Below are 21,298 nucleotides of genomic sequence, written 5' to 3'. Positions count from 1 at the left end.
CTCCAATCAATCTGTTATTATCGTAATTTGCTGATTCGTTCCGCCTGACTTAAAATGTCTGTCACCCTGACGCCAAAGTTTTCATCGATGACGACGACTTCGCCTTTGGCAACGACGCGCTGGTTGACCAGGATGTCGACAGGCTCGCCTGCGAGTTTGTCAAGCTCAATGATACTGCCGGTTGACAGTTCAAGCACCTCTTTGACGCTGCGGTTTGTCCTCCCCAGCTCGACTGTGACGGACAAAGGAATATCCATGAGCATGTCAAGGTTTTGAAGGTGCGGCTGCGCGTCAGTCTGAGGGGCAAAGGATTGAAACTCTGCCGGTGCCACCTGCACAGGCTCTGAAACTTTTGCCGTCCCTTGCCGTTTAGGCGCAGGCTCCTGTCTTTGTGTCTGAGCAGGTGCCGGACTCGGACTAGGCGCCGGGTTTTCCTGTACGGGCGGCTGCTTTACCTCTTCAGTCTGCACAGGCTCTTCTCCGCCGTCCTGATTCGTTAATTCATCGATCAGGTCTTTTGCAAAGGTCAGCGGATAAAGCTGCATAATATGCGAATCGATCAGTTCTCCGACTTTCAGTCTGAAAGATACTTTGACGAGCGGGTCCTCTTTCGGAATTTGCTCTGTTCCTTCCCCTTCATTCACATCAAGGAGGTCAACTTCCGGCGGAGAAATATCAATCTTCTTGCTGAAGACGGTGGACATCGACGTCGCCGCGGAACCCATCATTTGGTTCATCGCTTCCTGAACGGCGCTTAGATGAATTTCGCCAAGCGACGGATCTGCGTTCGTCCCGTCTCCACCCATCATCAAATCAGCGATGATCGCGGCATCTTCCTGCTTGATGACGAGAAGATTGTTTCCTGAAAAACCTTCCGTATAGCTCACACCGATTGAAACATACGGGTGCGGGAACTCATCATTTAAATGGCTTTTTTCAATCACCGAAACAGTCGGTGTTGTAATTTCGACTTTTTGATTCAATAAAGTGGACAAAGCTGTTGCAGAGCTCCCAAAGGAAATGTTTCCGATTTCCCCGATCGTATCCTGTTCCATCAGGGACAACCCTGATTCCGGCTGCTCTTGAGCCGTATCATCGCCGCCTTTAAGCAGCGCATCAATTTCATCCTGTGATAACCTATTGTTATTCTCCATATTCTTCACCTCTTATGTCGTGATCTAGAATTTGAATCGCAGTCTTTCGATTCATTCGGCCGGCTTGTGCTAGAAATTTCGGTTTATCTCCGACCAAAACAGTAAGAGGTTCTGCTACTGATTTGTCCAAAGTGATACAATCTCCAATTTCTAAATTTAAAAACTCTTCAATGGTTAATTCCGATGATCCGAGTTCTGCGACAATTGGAATTCGCGCCGTCATAATCCGCTTTTCTATCGACTTTGTTTCCTCCGGTTTTGGTTCAATTCTGTCTGATTGCATCCAGTAGTGAACGGAAAGCTTAGGAATGATCGGTTCCAGGACGACGTGCGGGATACACAGGTTGATAACCCCGCTGATGTCTCCTATTTGCGTGTTCAGCGAAATGACAACGACCGTCTCATTCGGCGATACCATTTGCACAAACTGCGGATTCACTTCAAAATCGGACATTTCCGGCTCGATTTCCGTGATGGATTCCCACGCATCTTTATAATTCGAGAGGCAGCTTTCAAATAAATTGGACATGATTTTCGTCTCAATTTCCGTCATGCTGTCAATTTTGTTGTGGCTCGAACCGATCCCGCCCATCACCCGGTCCATCATCGTATAGGCGATGGTCGGGTTGATCTCCATCATGATTCTTCCTTCAAGAGGGCGAACCTCAAACAGATTGAGGATCGTCATATTCGGAATGGATCTGATGAATTCCTCATAAGGAACCTGATCAACCGAGCTGACCGAGATCTGGATATAGGTTCTCAGCTGAGCCGAGAAATAAGTCGTTAGCAGCCTTGCAAAGTTATCGTGAATCCTTGTCAAGCTGCGGATCTGATCCTTTGAAAAGCGGAGCGCCCGTTTAAAGTCATAGACTTTTACTTTTTTAACGGACTCTTCTTTTTTCAGCTCGTCGGCGTCCATTTCACCGGTCGATATCGCTGAAAGCAGTGCATCGATTTCATTTTGGGAGAGTACTTCTCCTGCCATCTGTTTTCACCTCCATGGTTCTGTCATCTATGTTCCTACTGCAGATTAAAGGAGGTAATGTATACAGTTTTCACTTTTCCCTCTTTCATGTAGTTCGTGTTCAGCTTTTCTTTCAGCTGCTCTTTAAATTTTTCTTTTCCTTTTTGTCCTTCAAGATCATCTGCGTTCGTGTTTGCCAAAAGGGAGATGACTGAATCTTTAATTTGGAAATCCCGCTTTTCAAGCTCTTCTTTCGCTTCTTTCGAATCGGTTTCAAGCTTGATTGACAAACGGACCACATTGTCCGATTTCAAGTTTGTCGTGATTTCGGCGACTTCAACTGATGATTCGACCACTTCATCGATCGAAGGTTCTTTCGTTTGATCTTTTTCACTTGCGCTTCCCTTAATGACAAAGAACGCAGCGGTTCCTAACACAGCAATTGCCAGAATAATCGTCAGCATAATTCCTAGAAGTTTTTTATTCATTCAGATTCCTCAATTCTTTGGTCACAAGAAAGTATTTGGATTTTTTGATAGAATGACACGATTGTATCCACAACTGTATCTTCATCTTCTTTGACAACAAACTTTTTTCCGTTTGACAGCGTAATTGTCGTATCCGGAAAACATTCAATTTGCTCAATGAATAGCGCGTTCAGAATAAAAGGCTGTCCGTTTAATCGCGTAACTTTGATCATGTGTTATCAAGAGGCGCCTTTACGAGGGCGCCTCCTTCCCTCCTATCGCTTCAGATTGACGAGTTCCTGAAGAATTTCATCAGAGGTTGTAATGATTTTCGCATTGGACTGGAAGCCGCGCTGCGCGATAATCATTTCGGAAAACTCTTCTGAAAGGTCGACGTTCGACATTTCAAGCGCACTCGTTTGAATCTTTCCTGAGCCATCTTCTCCAGGCACAACGACTTGCGGAGCTCCAGAACTCAATGTTTCGCGGTAAAGGTTGTCCCCCGTTTTTGTTAAACCGGATGTATTGTTGAATGTCGCAAGCGAGATTTGGCCGGCGGTCTGGTTCTCGTTGTTTTGATCGACATAAGACACGGTTCCGTCAGGCGCGATGCTGAAGCTTTGCGCGTCTTGCGGGATATTGATCCTTCCGTTGTTGGCCGTTAAGACGAACAGCCCATCAACAGTGACGAGGTCACCTTCATCAGAACGGTAGAAGTTCCCGGATCTTGTGTAGTACACTTCATCTCCCGATCCGACGCGGAAGTAGCCGTCTCCTGTAATAGTCATGTCAAGCTGGCGGCCTGTTGTTGAAGGCGCTGCGTTTGTGTGAATGATATCGATCGATCCGATCGTTGCACCGAGCCCGACCTGCTGGCCGTTGACAGAGCCGCGGTTTGCAGTAGACGACGTCGCACCGGAAAGCTGCTGGCTGACAATATCTTTAAACGTAACCCGGCTTTTCTTATAGCCTGCCGTATTGACATTCGAAATGTTGTTTGCCACGACATCAAGCTTTGTCTGAAAGTTTTTCATGCCGCTGATTCCTGAGTATAGTGAACGTAACATAATTATTCCTCCCTGAATTGTCTGTTTTTATTTATCAGAATGGCTTACCGCCGTCACATTCCACGGATTGACTTCGGTTCCATCGTCAAGGACAAGCAGATACTGTCCGTCTGAGCTTTTAACTGATTTGACGAGCGCCGTTTTCTCTTCGCTGTCTTCGCCTTCATAGGTGACTTCTTTTCCGATCCAGCTGACATACATCGTCATCGGGTCCTGAAGTCCGACGAACGTCGACATCGTTGAGTTTAGATTCGTTAGTTGCTCAAGGCTTGAAAAGGTCGCCATTTGCGCAATGAATTCACGGTCTTCCATCGGGTTTAAGGGGTCTTGGTACTGCAGTTGTTTCATGAGCAGTTTCAAAAATTCATCCTTGCCAAGGTTGGAGCCGCTCCCTGCTTTCTCGGCTTTTTTTGCCTCGGATAAAAAATCGGGTGTCGTCGATTTCGTGTTTGTTGTTCCTAAAACAGTTCTTGTATCAATTGAAGTGTCAGACATTAGATCTCCTCCTCGCTGTCCTGTGATCGAGTCTCGATAAGATCATCCAAAAACTCCTGAAAACCCTCATTTTCCTGCTCTTTTTGCTGATCTTGCTTCGGCTGCTGCTGGTTTTTCTGTTCGTCCGCCAGCTGTCCGAAGGTCTGATCACCGTTTTGAAGCGGTACACCGAAGCGGTCAATTTGTACAGACATGTTGGGCAGCGCCTGTTTAAGATGCGCGAGATTGTGTTCGAGCAGCTCTTTAGCCGACTGGGTCGATGCGATGATTTTGCTCGAAAACATCCCGTGCTGTTTGACGAGTTTGATCGTGATAAAGCCAAGATTTTCAGGATTCAGGCGGATCGTGAAACTGCCTGTCGATCTGCCGAACGGTGTATACTTCATCTGTTTCCATGAGCTGAGAATTTGTTCTGAAAAGCTTTTCGGCTGAGCGGAAGATTCATCTGCCGCCGAAGTTTGGAGACCCTGGATCAGCACTGCGCCTGTCCGATGATTGGCCAGTACAGAGGATTGAATCGGCTGTTCCTTTTGGCCTTGCTTTCCTTCAGTTTGAATTTCCCTTCCGTTCAAAACAAAGGACAACGGCTTCTCAGAAAGAGAGACATCGGTTTTTTTGCTCATGAGCATTGCCTTTAGTTCGCTTTCCGCCATTTTCCACTCTTTTTGATCCGGTTCAGCGTTTGCGTTCATCATCTGCTCCATTACACTTTTCAAGCTTTTCAGCTCGGCGTTTGACATGGACAAAAGCTGCGACTCACCCGGATCTTTTGTGAAAAATTGGCGTTTAAGTTCATCAATCAGCCCTTCTGTTCCCGCCTTTGTCTGAAGAGCGGCGAGAAATTCCGGCGCTTGTTTCAATATTTCTGCGATTTGTGAAGTTTTGAGTGCCGGTTGATTTTCATTTACGATCACAGCGAGCAGCTGCTGAATCTGACCAAGAATTTGCAGGTCAGTCAGTTTCGGCTCTTCTGTCCCGCTTTCGTCAGCAGGCACAGCTTCAATAGCATCAGCTGTTTTGCCTGATTGTCCAGGCAGAGCGGCATTTTCAAGCAGCTCTTTTATTTGCTGTAACAGCTGTTCTGCCAATGCGAGTTCATCCGGAGATGGATTCAGCTCTTCAACATGCTGGAGGGAATTCAACCAGTCTTCATTGAAGGAGCCGCCTTCATTATTTAAAAGCCATTGCTTCAGTTCATGCAAAAGCCCTTCCAATGACGTGTCCTGAGAAGGTTCTTCTCCCTTTTGAAAAGGGGAAAGTGAGCTGTTTTCCTTTTGGAGCACATTTTGAAAGAGTCCGCCCAGAGGCGTCCTGCTCGTTTTTGCAGTTGCGGTATCCGCCGCAGGCTTGGCATCAAAAGAGATTGCGTCAAAAAGCCTCAAGCTATTCCCCCCCTTCTTTTTTCTTTTCATTTTTCGCTTCGTTTTTCACAAGCTTTTCTGTGAATACAGCCGCTTTATCAGGAGACATTTTGGAGAGGATCTCAGTCACTTTCTTTTTGCTTAAAGAATCTAAAATGTTGATTGCCTCTTCTTCTTTTAATTCGCTTAAAATTTTTGCAGCTTTATTGCTTTGCATGCTTTCATAAATTTTGACGACTTTTTTTCCGTCTCCTTGACCTTCGGCGTTCTTTTCTTTCTGCTCTTTTTCATCTTTTTCCGTTTTTTCGAACGAGCTGATTTTTTGTTTCAGCCTTTTAATCTCTTGATCACTCGTTTTCAAGTCACTCGTCAGCGTTTCGATTTCGCTTTTTTGTTCATCGATCGTCTTTTGGAGCTTTTCTGCTTTGTTCTCCTGCTGCTTTGCTGCGTGATCTTTGTCCTGATCCTCGCCGTTTTTCACAAGCTCTTTAACAACGGGGATTTTGGAGGCTGCATCCTGGAAATTGACGCCCAAAAGCCACATGCCGACAAACGCTGCAACGATTAAAAAGATCAGCGGAATGACGATGACAAACAAAAATGTCTGAAATTTACCGGCTTTTTTTTCTTCGGTCATCGTTTTTCTACCCCTAGCTTCCTTGAGTTATGTACTGGGCAATGGAGATATCGTCCATTTCCTTTAACTCATTTGCTTTGTTTTGCAGCGAATACATTTCAAACTGCTTTTCTTTCATTTTTTCAAATTTTTTCAGCTCGATATTTTTTTCCGTCAGATCGTGCTGTTTTTCATTCATTTCATTTCTCTTCATCATGACGAGCTTTTGATAATGGTAGATAGTCGTTTCAAGATTTGTGACAAATTGCTGATAATGCCGCATTTCCTGAACGCTCATTCCTGTCTGCATCTTGATTTCCTTGTTTTTTTCTAGCGTTTCTTTTTGGTTCATACTTTCATACAGCTTTTCCGCGACCTTTTCGAATTCGGAAACTGAGTGCTGATATTCAGCGAATGATTGGTCTTTTTCATTTTCTTTAAGCTCGAGGAGCTTTTGAAATTTAAATGAATAAGCCATTCTTAATCCTCTCTTCCTGTAAGACTCTTTAATAAAGAAATGCTCTCTTCCAGCGACGCCGCTTCATCCACTTCCTGCTTGAGGAAGCTGATCAGCTTAGGGTGGAATTGTATGGCCTCATCAATTTCTCTGGAAGACCCTTTTTTATAGGCTCCTATGTTGATCAGGTCCTCTGAGTTTTGATAGGTTGACAGCATTTCCCTGAACCGGTTCGCTGCTCTTATATGATCTTTCCCGGCGATGTTTGACATCACCCTGCTGATGCTTTTTAAAATGTTGACTGCCGGAAACTGGCCTTTATTCGCAAGGCTCCGGTCAAGAACGATATGACCGTCCAAGATTCCCCTGACAGTATCGGCGATCGGTTCATTCATATCATCACCGTCGACAAGAACCGTATAGAAAGCAGTTATTGACCCGTTTTCCGTCGTTCCTGTTCGTTCTAAGAGCTTAGGTAAAATAGCGAACACTGAGGGTGTATAACCTTTCGTCGTCGGCGGTTCGCCCGTCGCCAGGCCGATTTCCCTCTGAGCCATGGCAACCCTTGTCACCGAGTCCATCATGAACATCACGTTTTGTCCTTTGTCGCGGAAGTACTCGGCAATCGCTGTTGCTGTATAGGCCGCTTTCAGCCGCATCAATGCCGGCTGGTCGGAAGTAGCCACTACAACGATCGTGCGCTTCAGCCCTTCTTCGCCGAGATCTTTCTCAATGAACTCTCTGACTTCGCGGCCCCGCTCTCCGACAAGAGCGATGACATTCAAGTCTGCGGCCGTCTCTCTTGCAATCATGCCCATGAGCGTGCTTTTTCCGACGCCGCTTCCGGCGAATATCCCGACACGTTGTCCTTTTCCGACGGTCAGCAGACTGTCGATTGATCTGACGCCGACCGCCATTTTTTCTCTGATTGGCGGCCTTTTCATCGGATTAGGCGGCGCCTGTTCTGTCGAAACTTGAGCCAAACCTTTCGGAAGCGTGCTGCCGTTGAGCGGATTGCCGAATGCATCGACAACTTGCCCGATCAAGCCGGAGCCGACTTTGACTCTGAGCGATTCTCCCGTCGCTTCGACAATGCTGCCGGGTGCAATATTGGCCGCTTCCAAATATGGCATGAGAAGAATATTTTGGTCTTTGAAGCCGACGACCTCAGCTTTGATGGCCTTTGGCCCGTCACCTTTTGTATAGATTTTGCAGACATCGCCGATTGAGCATTCAGGTCCTTTGGATTCAATCATCAGGCCGACCGCTTGTTTGACTTTTCCGTAACGTTTGTAGGAGTCTGCGGTTTCTATACATTCAAGCAGCTGCTCAAGCATCACTGGACAACACCTGCCGTTTCAAGCAGGCTGAGCAGTTTTTGTTTCAGCTGCTGTAATTGAGTGTCGATTCCTGCATCAATTCTTCCGAAAGCCGTTTCAACATAGCACGTTCCCTTTGGCGCTTTTTCATCGGCGTATATCGCGAGATGGGCGCCATATTGGAGGAGCTGCTCAAGTTCGTTTTTGTGGCTTTGAACCTCTGTGTAATACTCCGGATCCACATAGACGGCAATGTCATCGAACTCCTTCATTTCGGACAGCACCTGTTTGACGAGGGCTGAAAAAGCTTCTTTGTCGTCAGCCTTTTGATTCCAAACTTTTTTAGCCAGCGACACGGCAAGTTCGACAATTTCTTCGGAAGATTGTTCGATTTTTTCTTCATAGTCACGCCTCGCCGCTCCGACGATGGCGTTGGCTTCATCCAAATAGGATTGATAAGTGCTTTGGGCCTCGGCCTTTCCCTGTTCAAACCCCGCTTGAAAGCCTTCTTGTTTCGCCTGGTCTATCAGCGCTTCGCGTTCTGTTTCCCAGCTTATCCTTTCCTCTTCGATTTGCCGTCTGACCTGTTCGAGTTCAGCGTTCGCTTTTTCGTATATTTTCCCTGCTTCCTGTCTGGCATGATCGAGGAGGAATTCCGGATCCTGTCCGGTATCAAGTTCAGTTTCTGTTTCAGGAAGTTTGACTTCCTTTAATGAAATCGTCCGCCTTTCTTTTGGCGGTATTGATGATAATCGCTGTTTAATAATGTTAGACAATGATATCATCTCCTCCGCCTCTGGCGATTACGATCTCACCTGCTTCTTCAAGTCTTCGGATGACGCTTACGATTCTGGATTGAGCTTCTTCTACGTCACGCAGACGCACAGGGCCCATGAATTCCATTTCTTCTTTAAATGTTTCAGCCATACGCTGCGACATATTGCTGAAGACGATGTCTTTGACCTCTTCGCTGGCCACTTTGAGGGAGAGAAGCAGATCGTCGTTTTCCACATCGCGGATAACCCTTTGAATGGCGCGGTTATCAAGCGTAACGATATCTTCAAAGACGAACATCCGCTTTTTAATCTCGTCGGCAAGCTCAGGATCCTGGATTTCAAGGGAGTCAAGGATCGTTTTCTCTGTACCTCTGTCAACTCCGTTCAACACTTCGACAACGGCTTCAATGCCGCCGGTCTGCGTGTAGTCCTGAGTGAATGTGGAGGATAGCTTTTGCTCCAGAATCTGTTCGACTTCATTGATGATTTCCGGCGACGTCCTGTCCATGACAGCGATCCGTCTTGCAACCTCTGCCTGCACATCCTGATTTAGTTCTGATAATATCTGACCGGATTGCACGGGATCGAGATAAGACAGAATCAATGCGATCGTCTGCGGATGTTCATGCTGGATAAAGTTCAGAATCTGCTCGGGATCCGCTTTTCTGGCAAAATCGAACGGTCTGACTTGAAGAGACGATGTCAACCTGTTGATAATGCTGGCGGCTTTGTCTTCGCCGAGCGCTTTGTCAAGCACCTGCTTGGCGTAGTGAATGCCGCCTTGTGATATATATTCTTGAGCAATAGCCGTTTCATGAAATTCCTGAATAATTTCATCTTTTTTCTCTGGTGATACAGCTCTGACATTTGATATTTCAAGCGTCAGCCTTTCGATTTCTTCATCTGTTAAATGCTTGTAAACGGAAGCTGACACATCAAGCCCTAAGGATATCATGAGAATGGCCGCTTTTTGTTTGCCTGTAAGCCTATCTTGTTTCATTTTTGCCATTTCAATACTCCTCCTAATCCTCGGTCAGCCAGCTGCGCAACAATTTGGCGAATTCTTCAGGCTTATCTTTCGCCATTTTTTCAAGCTGTTTTCGTCTGACAGTTTCTTCCGTCTCTTTTTCATTGTTCACATCAGCAACACGAATCGGTTCCTGAGGCGTTTCATACCATTCTTCCTCGTATTCGTCATCTCTATTTTTACGTCTTCTGACAAGCCAGATGATGAGGCCGATTACAGCAACAAGCGCTGCTCCGCCTGCGATGTAAATCCACATCGGTATACCGCCTGTTTCCGTTCCTTCATCGATTGTCTGCTTGCCGTCGAACGATTGGACAGAAACAACGATTTTATTTTCAATATCCTCATCTGTCAGCGGCTCTTCTTCATACTTCTTGTCGATCGATGTTTTCACAATGGTTGAGAGGATTTTTTTAATATCATCTTCTCTTTCAGCAGGCAGTGACTGTGGGTTCTTCGCATCAGGCGGTTCAACCATGACCTGGACGCCCAGATCTCTGATTTTGTACGGACTTTCGGCGATTTCTTTATGAATTTTGTTGACTTCATTGTTGATTCGTTCTTCGCTTTTTTCGTAGTCTCCGTTGCCTGTTCCGCCTTCTGTCTCCGCATAGTTTGTTACATCGTTTTCACCTGTTCCGTTGACGCCTCCAGCTTGCGCTCCCTGTCCGGAATACGTTTCACTGACGCGCTCTGCGCTGACCGTGATCCCTTCCATATTTTCTTTGTCGACAGGTTCAACCAGATCTTCCGTCCTGTTTTCTTTTGTGAAGTCGATGTCGGATGTGACGGATACAACTACTTTATCCTGTCCCATCATCGTGCCGAGCATGGTTTGAATTTGTCTCTGCAGGTCCTTTTCGATCTGAGCTTTGACTTGCCTTTGTGAAGAGTAGCTGTCAGCGTATGAACCTGAATCTTTGCCGGTTTGATCGTAATACGTGGAGTTTTGATCCATGATCACGATATTTTCCGGATCAAGGTTCGGCACGCTTTTCGATACGAGATGATAAAGGCCGTTGATTTCATTTTGATCAAGCGTGTGGCCGGGCTTCACCTGAAGAACAATCGAAGCGGATGCTTCCGGCTTTTCCTCTCCGACAAAGACGGATTCCTTCGGCAGGTTAATCATGACCTTTGAATCTTTAATCCCGTCTATTCCTTTGATGAGGTTGGAAAGCTCGGTTTGCGTTGCTTTCACTTTCAATACGTCAAATTCGTTGTCCGTCATACCGAAACCGGCATTTTGACCAAAGAACGAATAATCGATGCTTCCGCTTTTCGGAAGACCCTCTGCCGCAAGATCGACTTTCAGCCCGTCGACTTTTTCTTCCGGAACTTTAATGACTGAACCGTCAGCTGCAACCTCAGATGGAACACCTTTTTCATCGAGCACTTTTTTGATTTGGCCGGTTTCTTCAGCTGACAAGTCTTTATAGAGCGGCACCATTTTATTCGACGAAGCAACAATTCCAATGATGATTGACAGGATCACTGCCAGAGCGACGATGCCAATCATCAAAAACTTCTGCAGCTTTGATCTGTTTTTCCAAAAATCTGTTATTTTCGTTTTGATTTGCAATAAAGTACGATTCATCTTACTCCCCCGGTAGTTACACTAATTCTCTTCGCTTTCAGACTCCTTTCTTACATTTGCATTCTCATGATTTCCTGATAAGCTTCAACCGCTTTGTTGCGGAATTCCGTCGCAGCCGTCAATGTAATATTTGCCTTCTGGGCTGCAACCATCACTTCATCAAGGTTGACATCCTGACCGAGAGCAAGCGCGTTTGTCAGTTTATCAGATTCATTTTGAGATTGATTCAAAGCATTGATAGAATCTTTCAGCACGTTGGAAAAGCTGACTTGGTTCTCTGAACCGTCCTGCTTGTTCGTGATCTGATTTGTTGCATTCGTTCCCGCCTGCACGGGTTGAATTCCAAATGGAGAGATTCCATTAACCATTCGTGTCATCACCCTACTTTCCGATTTCTAGTGCTTTCATCAGCATTCCTTTTGTCGCGTTCATCGCTGTGACATTCGCTTCATATGACCTTGTGCTGCCCATTAAATCAACCATCTCTTTTAGCGGATCGACATTCGGCATCTGCACGTATCCGTCTTCGTTTGCGTCGGGATGCGTCGGATCATAAACGAGTTTAAATGGTGTTTTGTCTTCGCTGATCTTGGTCACCTTTACCCCTTCACCGACTCTCGCCGATGCATTCATCGATGATTGGAGCACGGATGAAAAAGATTCGCCTTTCGGAGCCGTCGATACAAGCTTTCTTCTATACGGCTGCCACTGTCCGTCGACCAGCTTCGCTCTTGTTGTGTCCATGTTTGCCAGGTTGGAAGAAACGGTATCCATTCTGACTCTCTGTGCAGTCAACGCCGAAGCTGAGATGTTGATGCTATTGAATACCCCCATTATTTACCTCCTGTAATCGCGGTCCGCAGTGAGTTGAATTTGCCGCTTATTCTTTCAACCAGCGCTTGATACTGGATTTGATTTTTCGCCATTTCACTCATTTCCTGATCAACGTCCACGTTGTTCCCGTTTTCCTGATAACTTGTATTCTTTCTCGACACAACTGAATAATTTGACTCATTCCCTTTGAAGTCAATGTGTCTATAGTCTGTTTTTATAGCGTTAATTCGGGAGGACTCCTCATTCAGCACATTTTTGAAGGATACTTTTTTCGCCTTGTAGTTCGGTGTGTCTACATTGGCCAGATTGTTCGTTATGACTTTTTGCTTAATGTTCGCTTGATTCAAGGCTCCCTCTAGTCTATGTATTGTTCCTGAAAATATATCCATCGCCAAATACCTCCAATCTTTTTCCATCTGTCTCAAAATCTTGTCGAGAATTGTAAAAACCATAAGCCTATTGTAAGGAATAATAGGCTTAAAGTCTATGATCTGGACGCAAAAAAAAATCGTAATAAATATCTATTTTATGAATAGGTATTTCGACCTAGATTATAAGAACTATGTAATGTTACGTTTGTTAAAGTTTCAAAACATTATGTTAGTATATTTTTTATTCAAGCAACGCATTGATTCAGCACCGCATTTTAGTTGTTTTTGATATGAAAAAATTACGATAATATAGTTTAAAACGTGAAATAAAAAAAGCCGCAGAACGGCATGTTCTGCGGCTTTCATCTTTTAATGAGACTTTAGTTTTTCTAATTCCATTAAAAATTTGTTGTTCAGGACTTTAATGTATGTGCCTTTCATCCCTAATGACCTTGATTCAATGACACCGGCGCTTTCAAGTTTGCGCAGCGCATTGACAATGACCGAGCGGGTGATGCCGACGCGGTCTGCAATTTTACTTGCGACAAGCAGACCTTCATTTCCGTCAAGCTCTTCAAAAATATGTTCAATTGCTTCAAGCTCGCTGTAAGATAATGAACTGATCGCCATTTGAACGACCGCTTTGCTGCGTGCTTCCTCTTCGATCTCTTCAGCTTTCTCTCTGAGAATTTCCATTCCTACGACCGTTGCGCCATATTCGGCAAGGATCAGATCGTCATCCTCGAATTTCTCCTGAAGGCGGGACAGAATCAAGGTGCCGAGTCTTTCGCCCCCTCCGATGATCGGAACGACTGTGGTCAGACCCGCTTGGAACAAATCGCGGTTTTCCACAGGGAAAGCCGTATATTCGCTGTTAATGTCAAGGTTGGATGAAGTTTCCGGAATGTTGAACAGACTTTTTGTATAGTCTTCAGGAAACTGGCGCTCTTCAAGCATTTTTTTCATCCGGTCATTTTCGATCTGCTGGTTGATCGAGAAACCGAGAAGCTTTCCTCTGCGGCTGACGACGAAAATGTTCGAATCAATCACATCGCGAAGCGTTTCGGCCATTTCTTTAAAATTAACCGGCTTCCCTGCCGCATTTTGCAGCATTGCATTAATCTTTCTTGTTTTTTGTAATAAAGCCATAATAAATTGATCCTCCTAAATTACTCTTATTTAATTGTTTATAAAATAAACTGGCTTAAATCCTTATTCTTAGCGATCGAACCGAGCTTTTCTTCAACATATTGAGGCGTGATGACAACTTCCTCCATCATCACATCCGGAGCCTCGAATGACAGTTCTTCCAAAAGCCGTTCCAAAATGGTGTGAAGCCTTCTCGCCCCGATATTGTCTGTGTCCTGGTTCACATGATAAGCCACTTCTGCAATCTTACGAATAGCATCGTCAGAAAATTCAAGAGATATACCTTCCGTCTTCAATAAAGCCTTATACTGCTTTAGAAGAGCGTTGTCAGGCTCAGTTAAGATTTTCACAAAATCATCGATGCTCAGCTTTTGAAGCTCAACGCGGATCGGAAAGCGTCCCTGCAGCTCTGGAATTAGATCTGAAGGCTTCGCCATATGGAATGCACCTGCAGCGATGAACAGCACGTGATCCGTTTTGACCGCACCGTACTTTGTCATGACGGTAGAGCCTTCTACAATCGGAAGAATATCGCGCTGCACGCCCTCTCTTGAGACGTCGGCCGATGAAGAAGCACCGCTCTTTTTGGCGATTTTATCGATCTCATCGATAAAGATGATTCCCGACTGTTCGGCTCTCAGGACGGCCTCCTGGGCAGCTTCGTCCATATCGATGAGCTTTGCCGCTTCTTCATTCGTCAGCACTTTTCGTGCTTCCCTGACCGTCAGCTTGCGGCGCTTTTTCTTTTTCGGCATCAGGCTGCTGAGCGCATCCTGCATGTTCATGCCCATCTGTTCCATACCCGAGCCTTGGAGCATATCAAACATGGATGGCTGCTGCTCCTCCACCTCCACGGTGACATAATGGTCTTCAAGCTCGCCGAGAGCAAGCTGATGTGCAATCCGCTTCCGGTTGTTTTCGATATCCGTGTCTTCATGCTTTTCCGCTTCATTCGTCTCTTGATCCTGATTTCCGCCAAACAGCATTTCAAAAGGATTTTTCGCACCTGACTGTTTTTTTCTTCCCGGTACAAGCAGGCGGACGAGGCGTTTATTTGCGTTTTCTTCGGCGATGCCTTTCACTTCGTTCATTTTTTCCTCTTTGACGAGGCGGATTGACGTTTCCACAAGATCCCTGACCATCGATTCAACATCTCTGCCCACATAACCGACTTCCGTGAACTTCGTCGCTTCGATTTTGACGAACGGAGCGCCGACGAGCTTCGCGATTCGCCTTGCAATCTCGGTTTTTCCCACACCTGTCGGACCCATCATCAATATGTTTTTCGGAACGATTTCTTCGCGCAGTTTTTCATCAAGAAGACTTCTTCTGTAGCGGTTCCTCAATGCCACGGCGACCGCTTTTTTCGCATCGAGCTGGCCGACGATGTATTGATCAAGCCTTTCGACGATCTGCCTAGGAGTCAGCGGCTTTTTTTCCATATGCCTCATATCCTTTCTATTCAAGTTCTTCTACAATGATCTGATCGTTCGTATACACACAGATTTCGCCCGCGGTTTCAAGTGAGGCCCTCGCAATCGCTCTTGCGTCAAGCTGGCCGCCTGCATGACGTTTCAACGCCCTTCCGGCTGCCAGGGCATAGTTTCCGCCTGAGCCGATCGCCAAAATGCCGTCGTCAGGTTCAATCACCTCGCCTGTTCCGGAAACGAGCAGCATGCTGTCAGCGTTCATGACGATCAGCATCGCCTCAAGCTTTCTGAGGACTTTATCGCTTCGCCACTCTTTTGCAAGCTCGACTGCCGCACGCTGTAAATTGCCGTTGTACTCTTCAAGCTTCGCTTCAAACATTTCAAAGAGCGTGAAAGCGTCCGCAACAGAACCGGCAAAGCCGGCAATGACTTTCCCGTTGAAGAGCTTTCTTACCTTTCTAGCGGTATGCTTCATGACGACAGCCTGACCGAACGTAACCTGGCCGTCTCCCGCCATCGCGCTTTTTCCGTTGTGCTGGACGGCGAATATCGTCGTTGCGTGAAAAGATGACATAAAAGAACCTCCTTTATTTCCCTTTATGTGCCCGAGGGTGATGAGACATATATGTCTTTCTGAGCATATCTTTAGATACATGCGTATACACCTGGGTTGAAGAAAGGTTTGAATGCCCAAGCAGTTCCTGAACGCTCCTGAGATCCGCACCCTCATTTAACAAATGGGTGGCAAAAGTATGGCGAAGCATATGCGGATGTATATGTAATGTACCCGAAGTCTTTTTGACCAGTTCTCCCAAAATGTAACGAACCCCCCTCGGGGTTAAGGGCCCGCCCCTTTGATTCAAAAAAATAAAAGGGCAGGGCTCTTTCGCTTTTAACAGCAGGATGCGTCTTCCATTTTGCAAATACAGATCCAAAGCCTCCCGGGCGAATGAACCAAATGGAATATACCTTTGCTTCCTGCCTTTCCCGTGAACCAAAACCGTATCTAAAAACAGATCCAAATCGGATTCCTTCAGGCTGCAAAGTTCGCTTACCCGCATGCCTGTTGCGTAAAGAAGTTCCAAGAGCGCCTGATTCCTTTGGCCGAGCGGTGTACTCAAGTCCGAAACCTCAAACAGTTCTTCAAGTTCTTTTTCATATAAAAATTTTGGAATCCGTTTATCCTGTTTCGGAAGACTGACAAGCAGAAACGGGTTTTCTTTTACCATCTTTTCCCTTAATAAAAATTTATAGAAGCTTCGCAGAGCCGAAATTTTCTTGCTGATCGTCCTGCGAGTAAGCCCTTTTTCATGCGCTTCCGTCAAGAAAATTCTCACATCCGGATAAGTCACGTCTTCAAAACCTTTTATGCCCTGAACTTGTAAAAAGCGTTCAAAGTCTTCAATAGAAGAAATGTAACCCACAATTGTATATTTTGAATAATTCTTTTCTATTTGTAAATATTCAATGAATAAAGTTAAAAAATTCTTAACATTTGCCATCATTACACCTCTTCGAAAAGGGCTTTTAAATGTTATCACATAACAAGTTCATCTGGCAATGAATAACTATAGCGTTTTCGAAATATTTTGAATTGTCTCCAATGCGCGCGAAGCATACTGTTCATTTCGTTCCTGCTTGTTTTTAATTTTAACCCCCAATTCCTTGAACAGACCGAAGTTCGCATTCATCGGCTGGAAGTTTTTCTTGTTTGTTTCCGTGATGTAATGGGCCATGCTGCCGATCGCTGTTTCATTTGAAAAAGTGACCGGTTCTTTTCCCTGGATGAGCCGAGCCGCATTTATTCCGGCAACAAGACCTGAAGCCGCTGATTCAACATACCCTTCAACACCTGTCATTTGGCCGGCGAAAAACAGATCGTCCCGTTTTTTAAACTGGTAGGTCGCTTTTAAAAGACTCGGCGAGTTGATGAACGTATTTCTGTGCATTACGCCGTAGCGGACGATTTCAGCTTGTTCCAGTCCCGGAATAAGGCGGAGTACTTCCTTTTGGTCGCCCCATTTGAGGTGGGTCTGAAAACCGACGATATTGTAAAGCGTGCCGGCTGCATCATCTTGGCGCAGCTGCACAACGGCGTATGGACGCTTTCCTGTTTTGGGATCTTCAAGACCGACAGGCTTCATCGGGCCGAACAGCATCGTTTTTTTGCCGCGCTTCGCCATGACTTCAATCGGCATGCAGCCTTCAAAGAAGATTTCCTTTTCAAATTCTTTCAATGGAACAGTTTCCGCAGACACAAGGGCGTCATAAAATCTGTCAAACTCTTCTTCAGTCATCGGACAGTTCAAATACGCTGCCTCCCCTTTGTCATAGCGGGATTTCAAATAGACTTTATCCATGTCAAGGCTGTCTTTCTCAACTATCGGCGCAGCGGCGTCATAAAAGTACAGATAGTCCTCTCCTGTCAGCTCCCGGAGCTTCGCGGAAAGCGATTCTGACGTCAGCGGTCCTGTTGCAATAATAGTCGGTCCTTCCGGTATTTCCGTGACTTCTTCATTGAGCACAGTCACATTCGGATGATTCTTTACTTTTTCGGTAACGTTTGCGGCAAATTCATGCCTGTCTACGGCAAGCGCACCGCCGGCAGGAACAGAACATTCGTCAGCAGCAGCGATGATGGCCGAGTCAAGAACCCGCATTTCTTCCTTTAATACACCGACAGCGTTCGTTAATGAATTCGCCCGAAGCGAGTTGCTGCAGACAAGTTCTGCGAATTTATCTGTATGGTGTGCCGGCGTTTGTTTAACAGGCCTCATTTCGTATAAACGGACATTGATACCTCGCTTGGCAAGCTGCCATGCAGCTTCGCTTCCGGCAAGTCCTGCACCGATGACATTTACTGTTTGATTCATATTCACATCTCCTAATTTATGAGTTGACTTCATCTTTTAACACAACAAAGAAGGTGAGCAAAGCCCTGCTCACCGCTACTTTTGTTGTTCTTCCTTATAATCGCAATTCACGCACTGCACTTGAACGCCTTTTTTGAGCTTTTTCTCGACAAGCATGTCCTCGCATTTCGGACATTTCCGTTCAAGCGGTTTATCCCATGATACGAATTCGCATTCAGGATAGCGGTCACAGCCGTAAAAAATACGGCGTTTTTTCGATTTGCGCTCGACGATGTTGCCGGTTTTGCATGAAGGGCATTTGACCCCGATCTCTTTTACAATCGGCTTGGTGTTGCGGCAGTCCGGAAAATTGGAGCAGGCCATAAATTTGCCGTAGCGGCCCATTTTATAGACCATCGGGTGGCCGCACTCTTCACAATCCACACCCGCATACTCCGGTTCGATTTCCACTTCCTGCATCTCGGCTTCCGCCTTTTCAACGCGTTTTTCAAAGTCCTTGTAAAAGGAATCGATGATCTGCACCCATTGAATGTTTCCGTCTTCAACGTCATCAAGCTCTTTTTCCATTTTGGCGGTGAACTCAACATTAATGATCTCAGGGAAAAACTCCATGATCAAGTCAAGCACGATTTGACCGAGTTCAGTCGGGATAAAGCGTTTGTTATCAAGGGCGACATACCCGCGCTTTTGAATTGTGTCAAGCGTCGGCGCGTAAGTCGACGGACGGCCGATTCCCAGCTCTTCAAGCGTTTTGACCAGCCTTGCTTCCGTATAGCGCGGAGGCGGCTGTGTGAAGTGCTGTTCGGGTTCGATATCTTTTGAAAGAACGGTGTCGCCTTCAGCGAGATCCGGAAGCATCTTATTCTTCTCTTCCATCTGATCATCTTTTCCTTCAACGTACACCTTCATGAAACCTGAAAACTTGACTTTACTGCCGTTCGCCCGAAATGTCAACCCGTTGTTTTCAAGATCGACGCTCATCGTATCGAGTGTCGCCGGAGCCATCTGGCTTGCGACAAAGCGCTCCCAGATCAGCTTGTATAGTCGAAGCTGGTCTCTTCCCAATACCGCCTTCAGATCGGAAGGCTTTCTGAGCACCGAGGTCGGCCTGATCGCTTCGTGGGCATCCTGGGCGTTTTCATTCTTTTTGGCAGGCTTTCGCTTGCTCCCCAAAAATTCTTTTCCGTACTGTTCGCCGATGAATGATGCCGCTTCTTCTTGAGCTGTATTCGAGATGCGGGTTGAATCCGTTCTCATATAAGTGATTAACCCGACAGTTCCTTCTTTGCCGAGATCAATTCCTTCATAAAGCTGCTGGGCGATCATCATCGTTTTCTTTGCCCGGAAATTTAATTTACGCGCCGCTTCCTGCTGAAGCGTCGATGTAGTAAACGGGAGCGCAGGGTTCCGCTTCCGTTCTTTTTTCGTAACCTTTTTAACCTCAAATTTGTTCCCTTTGATCTGGGAGAGGATTTGTTTTACATCTTCTTCGCTTTTCAGCTGGTGCTTTTCGCCGTTTATTCCGAAGAAACTCGCTTCAAATGTTTCTTTGCCTTTGAGAAAAGACCCTTCAATGGTCCAATATTCTTCAGGTTTAAAATCGTTGATTTCTTTTTCTCTGTCAATGATAAGGCGGAGTGCAACAGATTGGACACGTCCCGCACTCAAGCCTTTTTTTACTTTTTTCCATAAAATCGGGCTGATTTTGTATCCTACAAGGCGGTCCAGAATTCTTCTCGCCTGCTGGGCGTCGACAAGATCCATATTGATCATGCGCGGATGCTTAAATGAATCTTTGATCGCATCTTTTGTAATCTCATTAAATACGACGCGGCAGTCGGAATTCAGATCCAGATCAAGGCTGTGTGCCAAATGCCACGCGATCGCTTCCCCTTCCCTGTCGGGGTCGGCTGCGAGATAGACTTTTTTTGCCTTTTTGGCGGCCGTTTTTAATTCTTTTAACACGGGGCCTTTCCCGCGGATCGTGATGTATTTTGGTTCAAAGTTCTGCTCGATGTCAACGCCCATCTGGCTTTTCGGCAAGTCTCTGACGTGTCCCATCGAAGCTTTCACTTTATATTTTTTTCCTAAGTATCGCTCAATCGTTTTTGCCTTTGCAGGCGATTCCACGATGACTAAGTATTCGGACATAACATTATCCCCCTCAAGAGGTGTTCTCTCTCTTTTCAATTTAGCCTTTTTATTGTATTCAGCATAATCGTCGTTTATATAATCATTATTTTTACGAAAAGTGTCTGATTTAATCCTTCTATATGTTGAACGCCGATTAAAGCGTTTAAACTTGAAATCCTCACTATTATTAAATATTACAATACAGTTTGTCAAACGATAATTCTAAACAGGTTCCGGATATTGAGTGCGTGAAGGCGGCAGTTCGCTCAAAATATCTTCAATATTCAATACGAGTTTCGCCCCTTCTTGGATCAGCCTTGAAGGACCGCAAGAGTTGGCGTCAAAGATCGGACCAGGCACGGCGAACACCTCCCGCCCCTGCTCAAGGGCTTGATATGCTGTGATGAGCGACCCGCTCTTTTCCTTTCCCTGGACGACAACGATTCCTTCCGTTAATCCGCTGATCAGCCGATTTCGCATCGGAAAGTGCCATTTTTGAGGTTTAACGTGGGGAGGGTGCTCTGATACCAGCAGGTGGTTTTCGGCCATTTGACCGGCGAGCTGGCGGTGTTCACGGGGATATATGCTATTGAATCCGCCCGCGATGACGCCGATTGTCCTTCCCTTTGAACAGATGCTCTCCTGATGGGCAAGACCGTCAATTCCTTTTGCAAGGCCGCTGACGATCGTCCAGCTTTTTTTGCAAAGCTCCCTGACAAGGTGAACCGCTGCTCTTTTTCCGTATAATGACGGGCTGCGGGTTCCGACGATTCCGATCAGTCTTTGTTCATTGAGAAGTTTAACATCTCCTTTTAAAAAAAGGACGGGAGGCGGGTCATGAATGGTTTTCAGGCTGGCTGGATAATCGGGGGAACATATGGCGGCCATGCGGACTCCGGCCGCTTCGTAAGAACGGATGAGCCGTTTAACATTAGACAGTTCTTGTTTCGCCAGTTTTCGTATGGAGCACAAGTCTGATCTTTTTAATGAAAGCTTCGTTAAAAGATGGTTTTTTTCGCCCGTAAGAGACAAGGAAGGATCCTGCTTCCACCACTTGGTCAGCAGAGAAGGGGAGAGTGTGCCGCGAAGGCGGAGCAATATCAAAAGCTCGCTGCTGTCGTTCATTCAAAAACCTCCAAACATTTTTAAAACAAAACAATCTGAAAGTACTAAACGATTTAACCAGTTATGAAAAAGCAGGAATA

The 21,298-nt window shown here is 45.9% G+C and carries 23 protein-coding genes; all 23 read right to left on the bottom strand.

Translation table 11 applies throughout. The features are described from left to right. Positions 1-17: 17 nt before the first annotated feature. Positions 18-1,154, bottom strand: coding sequence for a flagellar motor switch phosphatase FliY (gene fliY / locus CP943_RS09380; protein ID WP_020451401.1), 1,137 nt, complete (start codon positions 1,152-1,154; stop codon positions 18-20). Beyond that, positions 1,144-2,142 (bottom strand): flagellar motor switch protein FliM, encoded by a 999-nt coding sequence (gene fliM / locus CP943_RS09375; protein ID WP_020451400.1) that lies wholly within the window; start codon positions 2,140-2,142, stop codon positions 1,144-1,146. The genes fliY and fliM overlap by 11 nt, the downstream gene beginning before the upstream one ends. A gap of 35 nt (positions 2,143-2,177) precedes the next feature. After that, positions 2,178-2,609, bottom strand: coding sequence for a flagellar basal body-associated protein FliL (gene fliL / locus CP943_RS09370; protein ID WP_020451399.1), 432 nt, complete (start codon positions 2,607-2,609; stop codon positions 2,178-2,180). Next, a complete protein-coding gene (locus CP943_RS09365; RefSeq protein WP_003181786.1) occupies positions 2,606-2,821 on the bottom strand; it encodes a swarming motility protein SwrD in 216 nt (71 codons plus the stop codon). The genes fliL and CP943_RS09365 overlap by 4 nt, the downstream gene beginning before the upstream one ends. Positions 2,822-2,863: 42 nt before the next feature. Continuing rightward, on the bottom strand, positions 2,864-3,655 hold the full coding sequence (flgG, locus tag CP943_RS09360; RefSeq protein WP_035338767.1) for a flagellar basal body rod protein FlgG: 792 nt from the start codon (positions 3,653-3,655) through the stop codon (positions 2,864-2,866). Positions 3,656-3,682: 27 nt separating this feature from the next. Continuing rightward, positions 3,683-4,150, bottom strand: coding sequence for a flagellar hook assembly protein FlgD (gene flgD / locus CP943_RS09355; protein WP_020451397.1), 468 nt, complete (start codon positions 4,148-4,150; stop codon positions 3,683-3,685). Further along, complete coding sequence (locus CP943_RS09350; RefSeq protein ID WP_105980934.1) at positions 4,150-5,532, bottom strand: flagellar hook-length control protein FliK; 1,383 nt, start codon at positions 5,530-5,532, stop codon at positions 4,150-4,152. The genes flgD and CP943_RS09350 overlap by 1 nt, the downstream gene beginning before the upstream one ends. 1 nt (position 5,533) lies before the next feature. Beyond that, entirely contained in the window at positions 5,534-6,148 is a 615-nt protein-coding gene (locus CP943_RS09345) for a MotE family protein (protein ID WP_080131372.1), read from the bottom strand. A 13-nt stretch (positions 6,149-6,161) separates the two neighbouring features. Then, complete coding sequence (fliJ, locus tag CP943_RS09340) at positions 6,162-6,605, bottom strand: flagellar export protein FliJ (RefSeq protein WP_020451394.1); 444 nt, start codon at positions 6,603-6,605, stop codon at positions 6,162-6,164. A 2-nt stretch (positions 6,606-6,607) separates the two neighbouring features. Beyond that, on the bottom strand, positions 6,608-7,921 hold the full coding sequence (gene fliI / locus CP943_RS09335; RefSeq protein WP_407640589.1) for a flagellar protein export ATPase FliI: 1,314 nt from the start codon (positions 7,919-7,921) through the stop codon (positions 6,608-6,610). Beyond that, positions 7,921-8,688: a flagellar assembly protein FliH gene (gene fliH, locus CP943_RS09330; RefSeq protein ID WP_020451392.1), complete on the bottom strand. Its 768-nt coding sequence runs from the start codon at positions 8,686-8,688 to the stop codon at positions 7,921-7,923. The genes fliI and fliH overlap by 1 nt, the downstream gene beginning before the upstream one ends. After that, complete coding sequence (gene fliG / locus CP943_RS09325; protein WP_020451391.1) at positions 8,672-9,688, bottom strand: flagellar motor switch protein FliG; 1,017 nt, start codon at positions 9,686-9,688, stop codon at positions 8,672-8,674. The genes fliH and fliG overlap by 17 nt, the downstream gene beginning before the upstream one ends. A gap of 13 nt (positions 9,689-9,701) precedes the next feature. Further along, entirely contained in the window at positions 9,702-11,303 is a 1,602-nt protein-coding gene (gene fliF / locus CP943_RS09320) for a flagellar basal-body MS-ring/collar protein FliF (RefSeq protein ID WP_020451390.1), read from the bottom strand. A gap of 50 nt (positions 11,304-11,353) precedes the next feature. Further along, the gene (fliE, locus tag CP943_RS09315) at positions 11,354-11,671 is read right to left on the bottom strand and encodes a flagellar hook-basal body complex protein FliE (protein ID WP_020451389.1); all 318 of its coding nucleotides are present in this window, start codon (positions 11,669-11,671) and stop codon (positions 11,354-11,356) included. A gap of 13 nt (positions 11,672-11,684) precedes the next feature. After that, entirely contained in the window at positions 11,685-12,137 is a 453-nt protein-coding gene (flgC, locus tag CP943_RS09310; protein WP_020451388.1) for a flagellar basal body rod protein FlgC, read from the bottom strand. Further along, positions 12,137-12,526, bottom strand: coding sequence for a flagellar basal body rod protein FlgB (gene flgB / locus CP943_RS09305; RefSeq protein ID WP_020451387.1), 390 nt, complete (start codon positions 12,524-12,526; stop codon positions 12,137-12,139). Before flgB ends, flgC begins: the two co-directional genes overlap by 1 nt. Positions 12,527-12,877: 351 nt before the next feature. Then, positions 12,878-13,657 (bottom strand): GTP-sensing pleiotropic transcriptional regulator CodY, encoded by a 780-nt coding sequence (gene codY / locus CP943_RS09300; protein WP_003181756.1) that lies wholly within the window; start codon positions 13,655-13,657, stop codon positions 12,878-12,880. Positions 13,658-13,695: 38 nt separating this feature from the next. Continuing rightward, positions 13,696-15,099, bottom strand: a complete 1,404-nt coding sequence (gene hslU, locus CP943_RS09295) for an ATP-dependent protease ATPase subunit HslU (protein ID WP_025811384.1) — start codon at positions 15,097-15,099, stop codon at positions 13,696-13,698. Positions 15,100-15,115: 16 nt separating this feature from the next. Further along, a complete protein-coding gene (hslV, locus tag CP943_RS09290) occupies positions 15,116-15,661 on the bottom strand; it encodes an ATP-dependent protease subunit HslV (protein ID WP_020451384.1) in 546 nt (181 codons plus the stop codon). 13 nt (positions 15,662-15,674) lie between these two features. After that, positions 15,675-16,589 (bottom strand): tyrosine recombinase XerC, encoded by a 915-nt coding sequence (gene xerC / locus CP943_RS09285; RefSeq protein ID WP_020451383.1) that lies wholly within the window; start codon positions 16,587-16,589, stop codon positions 15,675-15,677. Between the two features lie 66 nt (positions 16,590-16,655). Continuing rightward, complete coding sequence (trmFO, locus tag CP943_RS09280) at positions 16,656-17,960, bottom strand: FADH(2)-oxidizing methylenetetrahydrofolate--tRNA-(uracil(54)-C(5))-methyltransferase TrmFO (protein WP_020451382.1); 1,305 nt, start codon at positions 17,958-17,960, stop codon at positions 16,656-16,658. Between the two features lie 75 nt (positions 17,961-18,035). Further along, positions 18,036-20,111 carry a type I DNA topoisomerase gene (gene topA / locus CP943_RS09275; RefSeq protein ID WP_020451381.1) on the bottom strand — a complete coding sequence of 692 codons (2,076 nt, stop codon included), beginning with the start codon at positions 20,109-20,111 and terminating at the stop codon, positions 18,036-18,038. Positions 20,112-20,315: 204 nt separating this feature from the next. Continuing rightward, positions 20,316-21,218, bottom strand: a complete 903-nt coding sequence (gene dprA / locus CP943_RS09270) for a DNA-processing protein DprA (RefSeq protein ID WP_105980932.1) — start codon at positions 21,216-21,218, stop codon at positions 20,316-20,318. Positions 21,219-21,298 lie beyond the last annotated feature (80 nt).

This window comes from Bacillus paralicheniformis (assembly GCF_002993925.1).
GTDB lineage: Bacteria > Bacillota > Bacilli > Bacillales > Bacillaceae > Bacillus > Bacillus paralicheniformis.
Note: the sequence above shows the minus strand (reverse complement) of the source record. Positions and strands in the feature narration are given on the sequence as shown.

Excerpts from the sequence above, each read along its gene's own strand:
- fliY (WP_020451401.1), bottom strand. The coding sequence starts at position 1,154 with ATGGAGAATAACAATAGGTTATCACAGGATGAAATTGATGCGCTGCTT.
- fliM (WP_020451400.1), bottom strand. The coding sequence starts at position 2,142 with ATGGCAGGAGAAGTACTCTCCCAAAATGAAATCGATGCACTGCTTTCA.
- fliL (WP_020451399.1), bottom strand. The coding sequence starts at position 2,609 with ATGAATAAAAAACTTCTAGGAATTATGCTGACGATTATTCTGGCAATT.
- CP943_RS09365 (WP_003181786.1), bottom strand. The coding sequence starts at position 2,821 with ATGATCAAAGTTACGCGATTAAACGGACAGCCTTTTATTCTGAACGCG.
- flgG (WP_035338767.1), bottom strand. The coding sequence starts at position 3,655 with ATGTTACGTTCACTATACTCAGGAATCAGCGGCATGAAAAACTTTCAG.
- flgD (WP_020451397.1), bottom strand. The coding sequence starts at position 4,150 with ATGTCTGACACTTCAATTGATACAAGAACTGTTTTAGGAACAACAAAC.
- CP943_RS09345 (WP_080131372.1), bottom strand. The coding sequence starts at position 6,148 with ATGACCGAAGAAAAAAAAGCCGGTAAATTTCAGACATTTTTGTTTGTC.
- fliJ (WP_020451394.1), bottom strand. The coding sequence starts at position 6,605 with ATGGCTTATTCATTTAAATTTCAAAAGCTCCTCGAGCTTAAAGAAAAT.
- fliI (WP_407640589.1), bottom strand. The coding sequence starts at position 7,921 with ATGCTTGAGCAGCTGCTTGAATGTATAGAAACCGCAGACTCCTACAAA.
- fliH (WP_020451392.1), bottom strand. The coding sequence starts at position 8,688 with ATGATATCATTGTCTAACATTATTAAACAGCGATTATCATCAATACCG.
- fliG (WP_020451391.1), bottom strand. The coding sequence starts at position 9,688 with ATGGCAAAAATGAAACAAGATAGGCTTACAGGCAAACAAAAAGCGGCC.
- fliF (WP_020451390.1), bottom strand. The coding sequence starts at position 11,303 with ATGAATCGTACTTTATTGCAAATCAAAACGAAAATAACAGATTTTTGG.
- fliE (WP_020451389.1), bottom strand. The coding sequence starts at position 11,671 with ATGGTTAATGGAATCTCTCCATTTGGAATTCAACCCGTGCAGGCGGGA.
- flgC (WP_020451388.1), bottom strand. The coding sequence starts at position 12,137 with ATGGGGGTATTCAATAGCATCAACATCTCAGCTTCGGCGTTGACTGCA.
- flgB (WP_020451387.1), bottom strand. The coding sequence starts at position 12,526 with ATGGATATATTTTCAGGAACAATACATAGACTAGAGGGAGCCTTGAAT.
- codY (WP_003181756.1), bottom strand. The coding sequence starts at position 13,657 with ATGGCTTTATTACAAAAAACAAGAAAGATTAATGCAATGCTGCAAAAT.
- hslU (WP_025811384.1), bottom strand. The coding sequence starts at position 15,099 with ATGGAAAAAAAGCCGCTGACTCCTAGGCAGATCGTCGAAAGGCTTGAT.
- hslV (WP_020451384.1), bottom strand. The coding sequence starts at position 15,661 with ATGTCATCTTTTCACGCAACGACGATATTCGCCGTCCAGCACAACGGA.
- xerC (WP_020451383.1), bottom strand. The coding sequence starts at position 16,589 with ATGGCAAATGTTAAGAATTTTTTAACTTTATTCATTGAATATTTACAA.
- trmFO (WP_020451382.1), bottom strand. The coding sequence starts at position 17,960 with ATGAATCAAACAGTAAATGTCATCGGTGCAGGACTTGCCGGAAGCGAA.
- topA (WP_020451381.1), bottom strand. The coding sequence starts at position 20,111 with ATGTCCGAATACTTAGTCATCGTGGAATCGCCTGCAAAGGCAAAAACG.
- dprA (WP_105980932.1), bottom strand. The coding sequence starts at position 21,218 with ATGAACGACAGCAGCGAGCTTTTGATATTGCTCCGCCTTCGCGGCACA.